Origin of the sequence: Pseudoalteromonas sp. NEC-BIFX-2020_015 (assembly GCF_012952265.1) — a bacterium.
Taxonomy (GTDB): domain Bacteria; phylum Pseudomonadota; class Gammaproteobacteria; order Enterobacterales; family Alteromonadaceae; genus Pseudoalteromonas; species Pseudoalteromonas neustonica.
The window spans coordinates 43,856-57,884 of sequence record NZ_JABCJL010000021.1; the positions used below are offsets into that span (position 1 = coordinate 43,856).

The window sequence follows — 14,029 nt, forward strand, 5'->3', positions numbered from 1 at the left end:
AAATAACCTTCACACGGGAATCAACAAAATGAACAAGCTTCGTCTTTCGAAATTAACTGGGGCAGTAATACTTGCTCTAGGCGTTTCAACGAGTGCTATGGCTGCAGACACATCATCAGCAATGCGTGGTAAAATTACAACACCATCAGGTGGCGCTGCTGCCAACGTTAAGATTAAAGTAATTCACCAGCCTACTGGTACTATTAGTGAGTTAACAACCAACGAAAGCGGTACTTTCATCGCCAACGGTCTTCGCGTCGGTGGCCCTTACACCGTGGTTGTCGATTCAGATACTTTTAACGATACAACGTTAGATAACATCTACTTACAGCTTGGCGACACATATCGTTTAAATTCACAGCTAACGCCGTTGAATATGGAAAAAATCGAAGTGTCTGGCTTTAAAATTGTACAGCAGTCAGGTGGTTCTAGCAGTGTGTTTGGTGAAGACACTATAGACAATATGCCAAGCTTTAACCGTGACATTAAAGATATTGCACGTCTTAACCCGCTTGCAAGTATCAATGGTAATGGCGAACTAACTTTTGCGGGCAGTAACCCTCGAAGCAACAGCTTAACTGTAGATGGCATTGGCCAAAACGATGACTTTGGTTTGAATTATGGTGGCTACCCTACCGAGCAACCACCGATCGCCCTTGATGCTATTGAACAAATTTCTGTCGATATTTCACCATTTTCAGCTTCAAAAGGTAACTTCGGTGGCGGTACTATTAATGCAGTAACAAAATCAGGTACTAATGAATTTAAGTTTTCTGGCTTTTACGAAACATCAACTCCAGATATTGCTGGTGATGTTGATAAGATTTCACAAATAACGGAAGATGGTCGCCCAGTTTTAGACGAAGATGGATATAGAACATATAAGATTAATAAAGTTGCTCCAATACAAACAGAAGAGCGTTTTGGCTTTAACATTGGTGGCCCATTAATTGAAGATAAGTTATTTTACTTTGTTAATTACAATAGTTGGAGAAGTGAGCTGGGCCTAGATTACGGCTTTGAAGACTCAGGTACCGTAAACGAGTATGATGTTTCTAAAGAAAGTTATGATAAATTCATCTCAATTTTAGATTCTGTTTACGGCATGCAAGACTCTCTTGGTGGTGACCCAGAAGACACCAATGACTCATTATTAGTTAAATTAAGCTGGAACGTTAGTAATGATCACCGTTTAGATTTTACATACCAATGGCAAGATGACCAAGCTGAGAAAAATTTTGGCACCGGTGGTAGTACAGTTAACTTGGCCTCATCACGCTATACCTATGCAACTAAGTTCAACAACTTTTCTACAAAGCTTTATTCTGATTGGAATGAAGATTTTTCGACTGAGATTGGTGTTTCATATAAAGACGTAAGCTCTAATAGTATTACTAATTCAAATATTGGTAGTGTTAAAGTTGAAGAACGTTTTCGTGGACCTGCGTTTAAGTTTGGTACTGATGAATTTCGTCATGCTAACTCTTCATCAACAGAAAACCTAATTCTGACTCTCGATGCGACATACCTTATGGATGAGCATGAGATCAGTTTTGGTGCCCACTATGAATCATTAAACTTATACAATTTATTTGCCGCTAACTCATTAGGTTCTTGGGAGTTTGATACCTTTGAGGGATTTGAAAATCGCGAAGTAGGTAACTACAAAGGCGAATATGATTTTTCATACGGCAACGCATATACAAATAACCCAGCAGATACTGCATACGATGCGACTCGCAGCCAGTTAGCACTTTATATCGAAGATACTTTCTATATCGGTGATGATTTAGAAATGACTGCAGGTATTCGTTATGAGCGCCTTTCGTCAGATGATAAGCCTACACTCAATACAAATTTTGCCAACACTTACGGGTTTACTAATCAAGAAAACTTAGATGGATTAGACATCATCTTACCACGTGTTGGTTTTAAATATTATGCAACAGAAGCTCTGACTATAAACGGTGGAGTGGGTCGTTTCCAAGGTGGTATACCTAACGTTTGGTATAATAACTCATACCAAAATGACGGTATTACTTTTGTAGCAGCTCCGCAAGAAGCGATAGACGCTTATTTTGCAAATAACCCAGCTGATATTACAAAAGTGCCTGACGAAATCCAAGGCACATTAGTACAAGGCGCTGGTAGTACCAACTATGTTGACCCTAACTTTAAACTTCCGTCAAGTATTAGAGCCCAGCTTGGTTTTGAGTACGATTTTAACTCAGACTTACTAGGTAATGGCTTCAAATGGCAAGCTGAAATTGGTTACCATAAAAAAGAAAACGAAGCTGTTTGGCATAACACCGCGATTCGCCCTGTTGGCACAGCGGCTGACGGCGAGCGATTAATTCAAGAAAGTATCTACACAGGCGACTTAAAAGATAATTTTGATATTGCTATGACCAACTCATCGGACAATGGCCGTTCAGTGGTATTTTCGACAGCACTTGCAAAGGAATGGGATAATGGCTTATACATCTCAACTAGCTATGCACACCAAAATATAACTGAAGCAGCTTCAGGCTCATCTTCACGTGCGCAAAGTAATTACCAATATAATATTACCCAAAACCGTAATCAAGATTTAGCGCAACGCGGTTCATATGAAGTTGAACACAGCTTTAAAGTTAATCTTAGTTATAACACTGAACTATTTGCAGGTTATAAAACCAAGTTTAACATGTATTTTGAACGTCGCTCTGGCCGTCCATTTAGCTACACAATGGGCATGTTTAAAGAAGGAAGTTTAGGTGATTCTCGTGACTTTAACTCAAGTTCAGCTTATTTAGCTTATATCCCAACCGGTGCAGATGATACAAATGTCAATTGGGAAAAGTCAGATATGAGCTGGAACGAACTTGAAGGTTTACTTAATCGCGCTGGAATCTCTGAGCGAGGACAAATCCTTAACCGTAACAGTGGCACTCAACCATGGGTTACAACAATGGATATTAGTATTAAACAAGAAATCCCAGGATTCGCAGAAGGTCATAGCGGAGAAGTTTATTTCATGATAGATAACTTCGCTAATCTATTAAATAGCGACTGGGGAATTGAAAAGCGTTTAGGTTTTTCTGATCAAGCAGTCTATGACTTTAAAGGCTTAGATGACGAAGGTCGCTACATTATAGCTCCTCGCTATAATGGTGCTGATGTACGTAATTATAGTAAAATCTCAACGTCATCATCAGCTTGGCAAGCTAAAATTGGCGTTAGCTATAAGTTCTAATCCCCAACATTTTGTATCAACATGCTAAAAGCCCGTTTTTAACGGGCTTTTTTATGCCCATTGCCTGCTATTTCATATCATTGTCATATTTAACTATTAATTTATATCATAACTTTATTTAAGCTCGATAAAATGAAAATGTGTTCTAAAATACTTTTTATTACAAATTTATGTGCTTTGTAATTTAAATGTAATCAAAAAATAGAGTACAATTCATTTGCTTGGTCTGACCTGAGCAAATAAAGTTCAAAAAAAATATAAAATATATAACCTTACACGGGAAATTAATAATGAAAATTCAATTACGCAAAACAGCTATATCGCTTGCGATAGCTGCATGTGTTGGTGCCAGTGGTGCCGCTTTTGCAAATGAAACTGCATCATCTGTAAAAGGCCAAATAACGGGACCTAATGGCAACCCAGCTGCTGGCACGCAAATAACGATTATTCACGTGCCGTCTGGCTCAACTAAAACAGCAACTGTGAATAACCAAGGTAACTTTTCAACTAAAGGCCTACGTGTTGGCGGCCCGTATAAAATAATAGTTGATTCTGATACATATCAAGATACTCAACTTGATGACATTTATTTAACTCTAGGTCAAACTTACCCTGTATCAGTTGCACTTCGTTCACAGCAAATGGAACAAATTGTTGTTAGCGGCGCGCCAATAAGCTCACAATCAGGTAGCACAGGCCCTGCATCTCATTTTTCATTAGATGACTTAGAAAGTAAACCTGCTATCAACCGCGACTTAAAAGATATAATCCGTGCCGACCCGCGTATTTATATTGATGAGACAAACGCAGGTGCGATTAACTGTGGTGGTGGCAATCCTCGCTTTAATAGCCTTACCGTAGATGGCGTTCGTATGAACGACAACTTTGGCCTAAATTCAAGTGGCTACCCGACTGAAAGAATGCCTTTCTCTTTTGATTCAATTGCACAGGTTGCCGTAGAACTGGCACCTTTTGATGTACACTATGGTGGCTTTACGTCATGTAACATCAACGCTGTAACAAAATCAGGCACAAACGATCTCACTGGTGGCTTCTTTTACGATTATACCAATGACTCAATGTCTGGTGACTCTATTAAAGGCAAAAATGAACCCATTGGTAACTACTCTGAAAAACGTTATGGCTTCAACGTTGGTCTACCACTAATTGAAGACACATTATTTTTGTTTACTTCATATGAAAAACTTGAAGGCGCAGAAATTTTCTCTTATAGCCCGTTCGCTAATGAGCGTATAGATCAAGCTACTATCGACCGCGTTATCCAAATTTCAAAAGATAAATACAACTATGACCCAGGCAATATGGTACCAAGTATGCCTGTTGAAGATGAAAAAATCTTAATCAAGCTAGATTGGAATATTAGCGATGCTCACCGAGCAAGCTTTGTATATAACTACAACGATGGTTTTTCACTTGCTCAATCAGATACGGGCTCTAGCCGTTTATCACTTTCAAACCATTTTTATGAGCGCGGCGCTGAACTACAGTCTTATGTAACATCTTTTTATTCTGATTGGAGCGACAACTTTTCAACTGAAATCCGTGTAGGTTATTCGAAATTAGATAATCGTCAAAATTCACTCGATGCTGCATCTGGATTTGGTGAGTTTAATGTTGATGTTGGTGACGTTAACGTCTATTTAGGTCCTGATGATTCTCGCCAAGCAAATAAACTTAAGTACGACAATTTATCACTTAAATTTGCAGGTACTTATTACCTAGGAGATCATGAACTTTCATTTGGCTATGAACGTGAAGAATTAGACGTTTTTAACTTATTTGTACAGCATAATGAAGGTGAATACCGCTTTAGTTCTATTGAAGACTTTGAAAAGGGTGTAGCCCGTGTTTATTACGGCAATGCAGCAAGCCATAATACAAGTGACGCAGCAGGTGAGTTTAAGTACGCATTAAATACGTTATACGCTCAAGATAAATTTGATTTAATTGACTACGATTTGTCATTTACTGTGGGCCTTCGTTATGATTTTTACACCAGTAATGACCTACCAACACATAACCAAAATTTTGAAGACCGCTTTGGATTCTCAAATAGCCAAAACTTAGATGGTATTGATTTATTACAGCCTCGCTTAGGTGTTAATTGGATTTATAACGACCAATTAGAACTTCGTGGTGGTATTGGCTTGTACTCTGGTGGCAATCCTAACGTTTGGGTATCAAACAGCTATTCAAATGATGGCGTACGTAATATTCAAATTAATCAAAAGAATATGCAGTTACTTGGCCCTGATGCAGTAGCGTTCAACGGCACTGGCCAACCTGGTTTTGATATTCCTCAAGAACTTTATGATGATGTTGGAAGTGGCAGCGCAGACGCAAGCACAAATGTGACAGATCCTAACTTTAAAATTCCTTCAGAGTGGAAGCTTTCTCTAGGTGGTACGTATATCACTGAAAATGAGTATGTCTTTAATGTTGATTACCTATATACAGACAAGCAAAACTCAGCTGTTATTCGTAACCTTGCGGACGTTAAAACATCTGTAGCGCCTGATGGCCGTCCTGTGTATAGCGATAAATTACACTCTCGTAATTCAGATTTAATGCTTACAAATGTAAAAGGCACTGATGCCTATTCGCAAGTTTTATCATTAGCTATGAGTAAATCGTTTGATAACGGTATTGATTTATCGCTTTCTTATGCTTATACAATGGCAAAAGATATTCACCCGATGACTAGCTCTGTTGCGTTTTCTAACTATCACGGTATCGCGGTATCTGACCCTCAAAATCCTGGTCTTGCGCCATCAAATTATGAAATCCCACATCGCTTTACCATGAGCTTGTCATACAGCCATGAATTTTTTGATGGCTACGATACTAAGTTCAATCTATTTGGACAAGCATCACAAACAAGCCCTTACTCGTACACGTTTGATAGAGATACAAACGGGTTAGGCTTCAATGATAACAGTCGTCAACTTTTATACGTGCCGACACTTGATGATAGCCAAGTTGTATATGCCGATGGCTTCAATCAGGAAGACTTTAACAAGTGGGTTGAAAGCGAAGGCTTAACACGCGGTAAAATTCAAAACCGTAACAGCATTGATGGTGATTGGTGGGTGACGTTAGACTTTAAAGTTGAACAAGAATTCCCAGGTATTACTGCAGATCAAAAAGGTTCTGCTTACTTTGTGGTTAAAAACATCGGCAACATGCTTAATGATGATTGGGGCGTACTAGAGACTGGTAGCTCACTTCAAAGCGCAGTGACAGCTGAAGTTGTAGATGGTAAATATGTTTTTAATAGCTTTAATAACCCATCAGGTGCAACTGTAGACGTTAAACCGTCATTGTGGGAAGTACGTATTGGTGTTAAATACACTTTCTAATTTAAAGTGATATTACTCTAAATTAACTAAAGCCCATCTTTGATGGGCTTTTTATTTACTCATGATTAAGGCGTGTTTAGCTTAATACTTAACTTATCTAAGCATTGTTGTAACACCTGATATTCTTGCTCATCTAATACTACTAATAACTGTTGCTCCCATGCTAATGCATCTGGTGCTAGCTGTTTATATAATTCATGCCCATCTGATGTTAACTCTAATAGACTCGCGCGTTTATCCTCAGGGTTTAAAATACTGATTATATATTGCTTATCAATGAGTGCCTTTATCGCACGAGATACAGTCGATTTATCCATAGAAGCTTGCATACATAACTCTTTTGCATGACTTTGGCCAAGTTGAGCTAAGTTAAATAAAATACGCCACTGGGGTATAGTTAAATTACTTTGCTGTTGGTAAACACATGCAAACTCCTCACTCATTTTACTGGCTATATTAGCTAATCTGTAGGGTAAAAAGGTTTCTAAATCGAGCGCCATTAATCTGCATCTCCTATTAATTTACAACCATGTTTTAACTGTTCATAAATATGTACACTTATAAAAAGCTTGATGATTGAATTTACTCTCACTTGAGAGTATCTTACAGTAAAACACAAAGGAGTCGAGTGATGACAAGCGAATTAAAATACATGACAGGGTTTGGTAATGAGTTTGAAACCGAAGCTTTACCGGGTGCTCTACCTATTGGGCAGTTTAGTCCTCAAAAAGTAAAATACGATTTATATGCAGAGCAATTTAGTACAACCGCGTTCACAGCGCCGCGTGCTGATAATCGTCGTACTTGGATGTATCGCATTCGCCCATCTGTTGTACAGGGTGATTACACATCGATTGATAATGGGCTAATTCGTACAGCCCCCATCACTGAAGTGCCGACTCCACCAACGATGCTGCGTTGGAACCCAATTGATATTCCAGCTACACCAACCGATTTTATTGACGGTTTGATCACTATGGCTGCAAACGGCAGTGCCAACGCTCAAACGGGTATTGGTATCCATGTTTACGTCGCTAATAAATCAATGACTGACCGCTATTTTTATAATGCCGACGGCGAAATGTTATTTGTACCGCAACAAGGTGAATTGCTGTTAAAAACAGAGTGCGGTAATTTAACAATTAAAGCAGGCGAAATTGCAGTGATCCCTCGCGGCATTAAGTTTCAAGTTGAATTATTAACTGATTCAGCGCGTGGTTTTATTTGTGAAAACTACGGCCATGCGTATGTTTTAGCTGAGCGCGGTCCAGTCGGTGCTAACGGATATGCCAACGACCGAGATTTTCAATACCCTGTCGCAGCCTTTGAAGATAAAGAAGGCGACTTTGAATTGATTGCTAAATTTAACGGTAATATGTTCCGTTGTGATATCGGTCATTCACCATTAGATGTAGTCGCATGGACTGGAAATAGTGCTCCGTATAAATACGACTTAGCACGCTTTAATGTGATGAATACAGTGAGTTTTGATCACCCAGATCCTTCTATATTTACTGTTTTAACCTCACCATCAGGCACAGAAGGCGTGGCAAACATTGATTTTGCCATCTTCCCACCACGCTGGATGGTTGCAGAGAACACTTTCCGCCCGCCGTATTATCACCGTAATATTATGAGTGAATTTATGGGCTTAATTGAAGGTGTATACGATGCTAAAGAACATGGTTTTGTGCCCGGTGGCATGAGCTTGCACAACTGTATGTCACCGCATGGTCCAGAAGCTGATGTGTTTGAAAAAGCCTCTAACGCAGAGCTTGAGCCGCAACGTTACGACAATACACTCGCGTTTATGTTCGAATCTCGTTATGTTATTTCACCAACTAAATATGCCCTTGAAGGCAAAGAACGCCAACCAAATTACACTGATTGCTGGCGTACAATTAAAAAACTCTTCACGGCCCCACAAGGATAATAGAATAATGAAACTGTATACTTACTTTCGTTCATCTGCCGCATACCGAGTGCGCATTGCGCTTAATTTAAAAAATATTAGCCATGAGTTAGTGACCGTTAATTTATTAAAGTCAGAACAACAAGGCGCAGAGTACCTTGATAAAAACCCACAAGGTTTACTACCTGCACTTGAAACCGATGAAGGTGTGCTTGCACAATCAATGGCTATTTTAGAATACCTAGAAGAAACACACCCACAAACACCATTACTGTTTGGTAACGCTTGGCAAAAAGCGCAAATTCGTAACTTATGTTATGCCGTCGCGTGCGATATTCACCCTATCGATAACTTACGTGTACTAAAATACTTGAGCAGCGAACTTGGTGCTGACGATGATGCTAAAAATACATGGTATCGTCATTGGGTAGAAATCGGTTTTGAAAAAATTGAAAAATCACTTGATGGCAATAACGACTATTGTGTAGGTAACACACCAAGCCTTGCTGATGTCTGTTTAATTCCACAAGTATTTAATGCTTATCGCTTCAAAGTCGATATGACCGCATATCCAAAGATAGCAGCCATTTATGAACGCTGTAATAAGCTTGATGCGTTTATTGATGCTGCACCACAAAACCAACCAGATGCAGCTTAACCAAATCCTAAGTTTAACTGCCTAATGCGCTATGGAGCACGGTAACGTGCTCTATTAAATCTAAACCCAGTTCTGTTAAATACCCCCCGTCAGGGCTATCAATAACCCCTTTTTCAAATAAACGCTGTGCGGCTTGCTTTAAACTTTCCTCTGCGTCACTATGAAGTTTAAGGCCTTGCATCTTAGTGCTTAGAGGAAATTTAGCTAAAAGTGTAAATTCGTCAATCATTGTTTGGTTAAATTGCATGTGTTCACCTTGTTATTGTTTTGTTGAGCTAATTGTATTAAATAACTGATTTACAAAAGTGATTTAGATCATTTAAATGCACTGTGATTTAATAAAATTACTATCTGTTATTCTTTTATTGGTTATTTACCCTAACACGTTTTAAGCTTAGTGTAGTTATTTCTAAATGCAAAGGTATAAAATGCGAATTTTAACTGTGATAGGCCTCTGTTTTATCAGTGTAATTTACTCAACAAATAGTATGGGTAATAATCAAAAAGCGACCTTACTTATCAACCCCAATGCATTAACAAGCAACCAAAATATATGTTGGTTTGATGATAAGCGATACAGTGAAGGGGCAATCATATATATGTCTGATACCCGCGTTATCTGTACACCTAAAAACTCTAGCCAGAGTAACAGCACCCTTAGTTGGTTAATGCTTGATGAAAAAGGCAACGTTATTTACCCTAAGAAAGTTAACAAAATTAGCATTAATTAACTTTAACTGCCTAGTCCGACACCTATACCCAAGCCACCTCAAGATGCAGAATTCAGCGTTCCACAGGGGCTTAATATCAAGGCGTTACTTTGCAATAATGGCGTCCCTTTTAAGAAGTAACAACGTAGAGAGTAAGCGCCTGTGAAACGCCCAGGGGGTTGGTTTAAAAGCGATTTATACTGCGTTATTGATTTTAACAAGGGAGCAACCATTATTTGCAATCAATGCCTCGTCTAAATCGCTTTTAACTCCAACTGAAACTCGCATCTTGAGGTGGCTTGGGTATATATTCACGGTGTTGGGTTATAACACATTGGTATCGAGCAGTAGTTACGTTACAATAGTGCTGACTTTAAACGACAAACAGTGAATTATGAATCAACAACCAAACAATCCATTACATGGCCTAACCCTAGAGCAGATCGTGACGAAACTTGAGCAAACACTCGGGTGGAGAACGATGGGAGAACACGTTGATATTCGCTGTTTTAAATCAGACCCAAGTGTAAAATCCAGCCTTAAATTTTTGCGTAAAACACCTTGGGCCCGTACAAAAGTAGAGCAGTTATATCTTGATAACTGTGTAGAAACAGAACCACAAAATAGCGGTTTTGTATGGCCAAGTATTAAAAAGAAATAAACATATACCACCTCAAGATGCCGAGCGTCATTGGAATTTAAAGCGATTTAGGCGAGGCATTGATTGCAAGTAATAGTAGTTCTATTATTAAAATCAATCTCTTATAAAACACTGTATAAATTGCTTTAAAACCAACCCGCTGGGCGTTTTACAGAAACCTATTCTCATCGCTGTACTTCTTAAAATGGACTGCCATTATTACAAAGAGCCCCCTGTGAACCGCTGAATTCTGCATCTTGAGATGGCTTGGGTTTAATCACACTCGGTGCGCCCATGTTAATGACAACCTCTTACTCTGCACACACTACCGCTAATGACTTCGGCTCAATTTCAATTATGAGCTTATCAGCTTCTTTTACCTCACCGTCAATCACGTATTTTATAGTATCAGTGGCGGATATTTCCACACGCCTAGCATTTGTATGATGTGAGTTAAGCGCTAAATGGGCTTGAGTAACACTGCTAAACACTAGTTCAGCAATACTGAGTGCATTTGCTGATGCATCTTGATTAGGGGTTAGCCAATTCACATCTAATAAACCATCATAATGATTTGGTTGCCCTCCTCCTTGCGCGAGCAACGTTGTAAAGGGTGCAGCATTAGCAACAACGAGACTGTTTGTATTAATAACTTGAGGTGCGTTGTCATCTAGTTGCACACTATAATCTTGTGCTTTTTGTGTACCCAGTGCTTGCCAAAACCCTTGTAAATAGGCAAATTGACCTACTGCATTTTTTGTATCTCTATCGGCTTTTTCAATCATACGCTGTTCAAAACCAATTCCTGCAAGTAACAACATTAGTTCGCCGTTACAATATGCGGTATCCATCTGTTTAGTTTGACCATCAATAATCAAATCACACGCGACCTCAACCGGAATCAATTTCGATTGTATTCCCATTAATACATGTGCCAACGCATTAGCCGTACCTAAGGGAATAATCCCTAACTTACAGTCTTGATTAACGAGCACACTGGCTACTTCAGCAACGGTTCCATCTCCACCACACGCGATGATCATATCAGGATTTTCTTTGATTGCTTGCTTCGCAAGCAAAGTACCATTGTGTTCAGCGCTTGTTGTCATCACTTTCAAATCATAATACGCTGATAAACGAGCAATAATTGCATGCTCTTTTTGCTCCCACAGCTTGGTGCCAGAGACTGGGTTAGCAATCAAAATTGCTTTATTTTTAATTAATAGCTCCCCTTTTTTGTGGCTTTTTAATAATTGACGTAGCTGATGTTTGTTCAAGTTTGCTGTAGAGCGAGTCTCTTTTATTTGCGCTAAAACCTGATGTGCATCTGCATATTTATTTTGGCTTAACAAATATGCTGCCATGACAAATACCGAACGCCCTCTTCCCAGCGCACAATGAACTACAATGCGACGATTTTCTTTAACATGATGTGCAATCCAGTTAATTGCTTGATTTAGCTGAGAGCGTGTAGGTGCTCGATGATCAAGTACAGGAATATTGAGGTACTTGATGCTTTCTTGCGTTGAACTCCACTCAAGACCATCAAACTCACACGTAACGTCTAAAATAGCCGTAATGCCATTATCTTTTAGCGTATCTATATCTGAGGGAAACAAACGACAGGCTAAAAACAAATGCTCATTTATTTGTTGCAGTGGTGGCACTTTATCGTGCTTACGACTCCACGCATTATAAACCTGCGCGCCGAGTAAAAAGGGAATGAATGCCCAGCGTATATAAAATGGAATAACGCCGTTTTCACGTTTACGAAAAATTTTTGCTATATTAAAAACATATGCACAACCGACCAGCGTTAATGATAAGGCTGTCCAGTAAAACAGAACCGAAAAATAACTTGGGCTAACTTGCCACCCCATTATTATAAAAACGATTGCTAACAGTAAATAACTTATTGCCGCCCACATACATGCTCCTTTTAAGTGTCCGTTTTAATATCGAATATTAATCTCATAATTATGAAATTACTTTGCAAGAATCATGCAGCTAAAAAAATTGTTTTTTATTATGTAGTTAAAATCAAATACCTTGCTGTTACTTTATTAATATTAGTCATATATTCATACTCGTGTTACTTATTTACATTAAATAGGTCATAAAAAAGCCTAGGCTAATAAATAGTCTAGGCTTAATGTAAAACAAGTAGCTAGGGCGTGTTGACCTTTGTGGATTGAAATTTGTTCAATCTAGGGGCGATTTAATCACGGCGCGAGGTTTGTAATCGAGCGGGCTAAGTTAAAACCGAGCAAAGCTTGTGCGTCCTGCTCAAGCCCCTTGCCTAAATACCAAACACACTGCTGTAAAATTAATCACGAAAGGTCAACTTGCCCTAGAGTTTACACGTCTATTTTAGTTAACCAACCGTGAGTGTCTTGTGCTTTGCCCCACTGAATATCGTTAAGAGCTTGGCGCAAACGCATGGTTGTTGGACCAGGCTCACCGCTACCTACTTTGTACTCTATATCATTATGGATAAAAGTACCTACTGGCGTTAATACAGCTGCAGTGCCAGAAAGCGCAGCCTCTGTGCCTGGTTTTGCAGCACGCTCTAGTAGCTCTGTTACAGTGAAATTGCGTTCAGATACCGTCATACCTAAATCTTTTGCAATCGTTAAAATACTGCTGCGCGTAACACCGTGTAAAAAAGTACTGTCTAGCGCTTTAGTGATGATTTCGTTGCCATCAATTAAAATAAAATTTGCTGCACCAGTTTCTTGTACATCACCGCCTGGACAGAACAATATTTGATCTGCTTTGTACTTAACCCGTGCGGCAGTAATTGGTGCTAATGCACTCGCGTAGTTACCACCACTTTTGATCATGCCCATATGTGGTGCACAACGCATTCCGTCTTCTTCAAGTAAAACGCGCAGCGCAGTCGCGCCACCCGCAAAGTAATCCCCTACAGGCGATAACAATACATATAATAACGAATTGAGTGACGGCACCGCTGCTTTGCCTATTGCCGCCTCAGTACCAATGTGTGTTGGGCGGATATACATAGAGCCAGGTGGTAAAGGTGTTTCATCTGCATATTGACGTACAATATCAATGATCATTTTTTCAAGCATGGGTCCATCGACCTCAGGTAAGCTTAATAAATGCGAGCTTTGTATCATACGGGCTATATTGGCATCCATACGAAAAATATACACTGAGCCATCTTCATGGCGAAAGGCTTTTAAGCCCTCAAAACATGTACTTGAATAATGTAATACATGGGCCCCAGCATGTAGTTCAATTTTATCCGAAGGAACAACCGAGCTTTCACTCCACGCATTGTCTGTAAAACGAGCTTGAATCATCTGCGGCATAAATACCGTACCAAACGCTGCCATTTTTATCTCTCTTTATTATTGTGGTCTACTTTAACCCCATTGTATGACAATCATGCACTGTTTAACCATAGCTAAAATAAGGCTTTTAATGACTTCAAAGCAACTGATTGATCAGTTAATTGAAAATACTCGCTT

Annotated in this window: 10 protein-coding genes; 6 read left to right on the plus strand and 4 right to left on the minus strand. The window is 39.3% G+C overall.

Annotated features, from left to right (window positions below):
• Positions 1 to 28: 28 nt before the first annotated feature.
• Positions 29 to 3,235 carry a TonB-dependent receptor gene (locus HH219_RS15210; RefSeq protein ID WP_169327952.1) on the plus strand — a complete coding sequence of 1,069 codons (3,207 nt, stop codon included), beginning with the start codon at positions 29 to 31 and terminating at the stop codon, positions 3,233 to 3,235.
• Between the two features lie 290 nt (positions 3,236 to 3,525).
• Positions 3,526 to 6,615 carry a TonB-dependent receptor gene (locus HH219_RS15215; protein ID WP_169327953.1) on the plus strand — a complete coding sequence of 1,030 codons (3,090 nt, stop codon included), beginning with the start codon at positions 3,526 to 3,528 and terminating at the stop codon, positions 6,613 to 6,615.
• Between the two features lie 65 nt (positions 6,616 to 6,680).
• Here HH219_RS15215 and HH219_RS15220 read toward each other — a convergent pair whose 3' ends face one another.
• On the minus strand, positions 6,681 to 7,115 hold the full coding sequence (locus HH219_RS15220) for a MarR family transcriptional regulator (RefSeq protein WP_054205957.1): 435 nt from the start codon (positions 7,113 to 7,115) through the stop codon (positions 6,681 to 6,683).
• Between the two features lie 131 nt (positions 7,116 to 7,246).
• Here HH219_RS15220 and hmgA point away from each other — a divergent pair, with 131 nt between their 5' ends.
• Complete coding sequence (gene hmgA, locus HH219_RS15225; protein ID WP_169327954.1) at positions 7,247 to 8,548, plus strand: homogentisate 1,2-dioxygenase; 1,302 nt, start codon at positions 7,247 to 7,249, stop codon at positions 8,546 to 8,548.
• 7 nt (positions 8,549 to 8,555) lie between these two features.
• Positions 8,556 to 9,185: a maleylacetoacetate isomerase gene (gene maiA, locus HH219_RS15230; protein ID WP_054205955.1), complete on the plus strand. Its 630-nt coding sequence runs from the start codon at positions 8,556 to 8,558 to the stop codon at positions 9,183 to 9,185.
• A gap of 13 nt (positions 9,186 to 9,198) precedes the next feature.
• On the opposite strand, the gene HH219_RS15235 is transcribed toward maiA, so the two are convergent.
• Positions 9,199 to 9,432 carry a TIGR02647 family protein gene (locus tag HH219_RS15235; protein ID WP_054455730.1) on the minus strand — a complete coding sequence of 78 codons (234 nt, stop codon included), beginning with the start codon at positions 9,430 to 9,432 and terminating at the stop codon, positions 9,199 to 9,201.
• Between the two features lie 181 nt (positions 9,433 to 9,613).
• On the opposite strand from HH219_RS15235, the gene HH219_RS15240 reads away from it, so the two are divergent.
• On the plus strand, positions 9,614 to 9,916 hold the full coding sequence (locus tag HH219_RS15240; protein ID WP_169327955.1) for a DUF1496 domain-containing protein: 303 nt from the start codon (positions 9,614 to 9,616) through the stop codon (positions 9,914 to 9,916).
• A 373-nt stretch (positions 9,917 to 10,289) separates the two neighbouring features.
• A complete protein-coding gene (locus tag HH219_RS15245; RefSeq protein WP_054205952.1) occupies positions 10,290 to 10,556 on the plus strand; it encodes a VF530 family protein in 267 nt (88 codons plus the stop codon).
• Between the two features lie 290 nt (positions 10,557 to 10,846).
• Here HH219_RS15245 and HH219_RS15250 read toward each other — a convergent pair whose 3' ends face one another.
• Both HH219_RS15250 and HH219_RS15255 read right to left on the minus strand, forming a co-directional pair.
• Positions 10,847 to 12,463 carry a diacylglycerol kinase family protein gene (locus HH219_RS15250; RefSeq protein WP_169327956.1) on the minus strand — a complete coding sequence of 539 codons (1,617 nt, stop codon included), beginning with the start codon at positions 12,461 to 12,463 and terminating at the stop codon, positions 10,847 to 10,849.
• A 429-nt stretch (positions 12,464 to 12,892) separates the two neighbouring features.
• Complete coding sequence (locus tag HH219_RS15255; RefSeq protein ID WP_169327957.1) at positions 12,893 to 13,894, minus strand: branched-chain amino acid aminotransferase; 1,002 nt, start codon at positions 13,892 to 13,894, stop codon at positions 12,893 to 12,895.
• Positions 13,895 to 14,029: the final 135 nt, after the last annotated feature.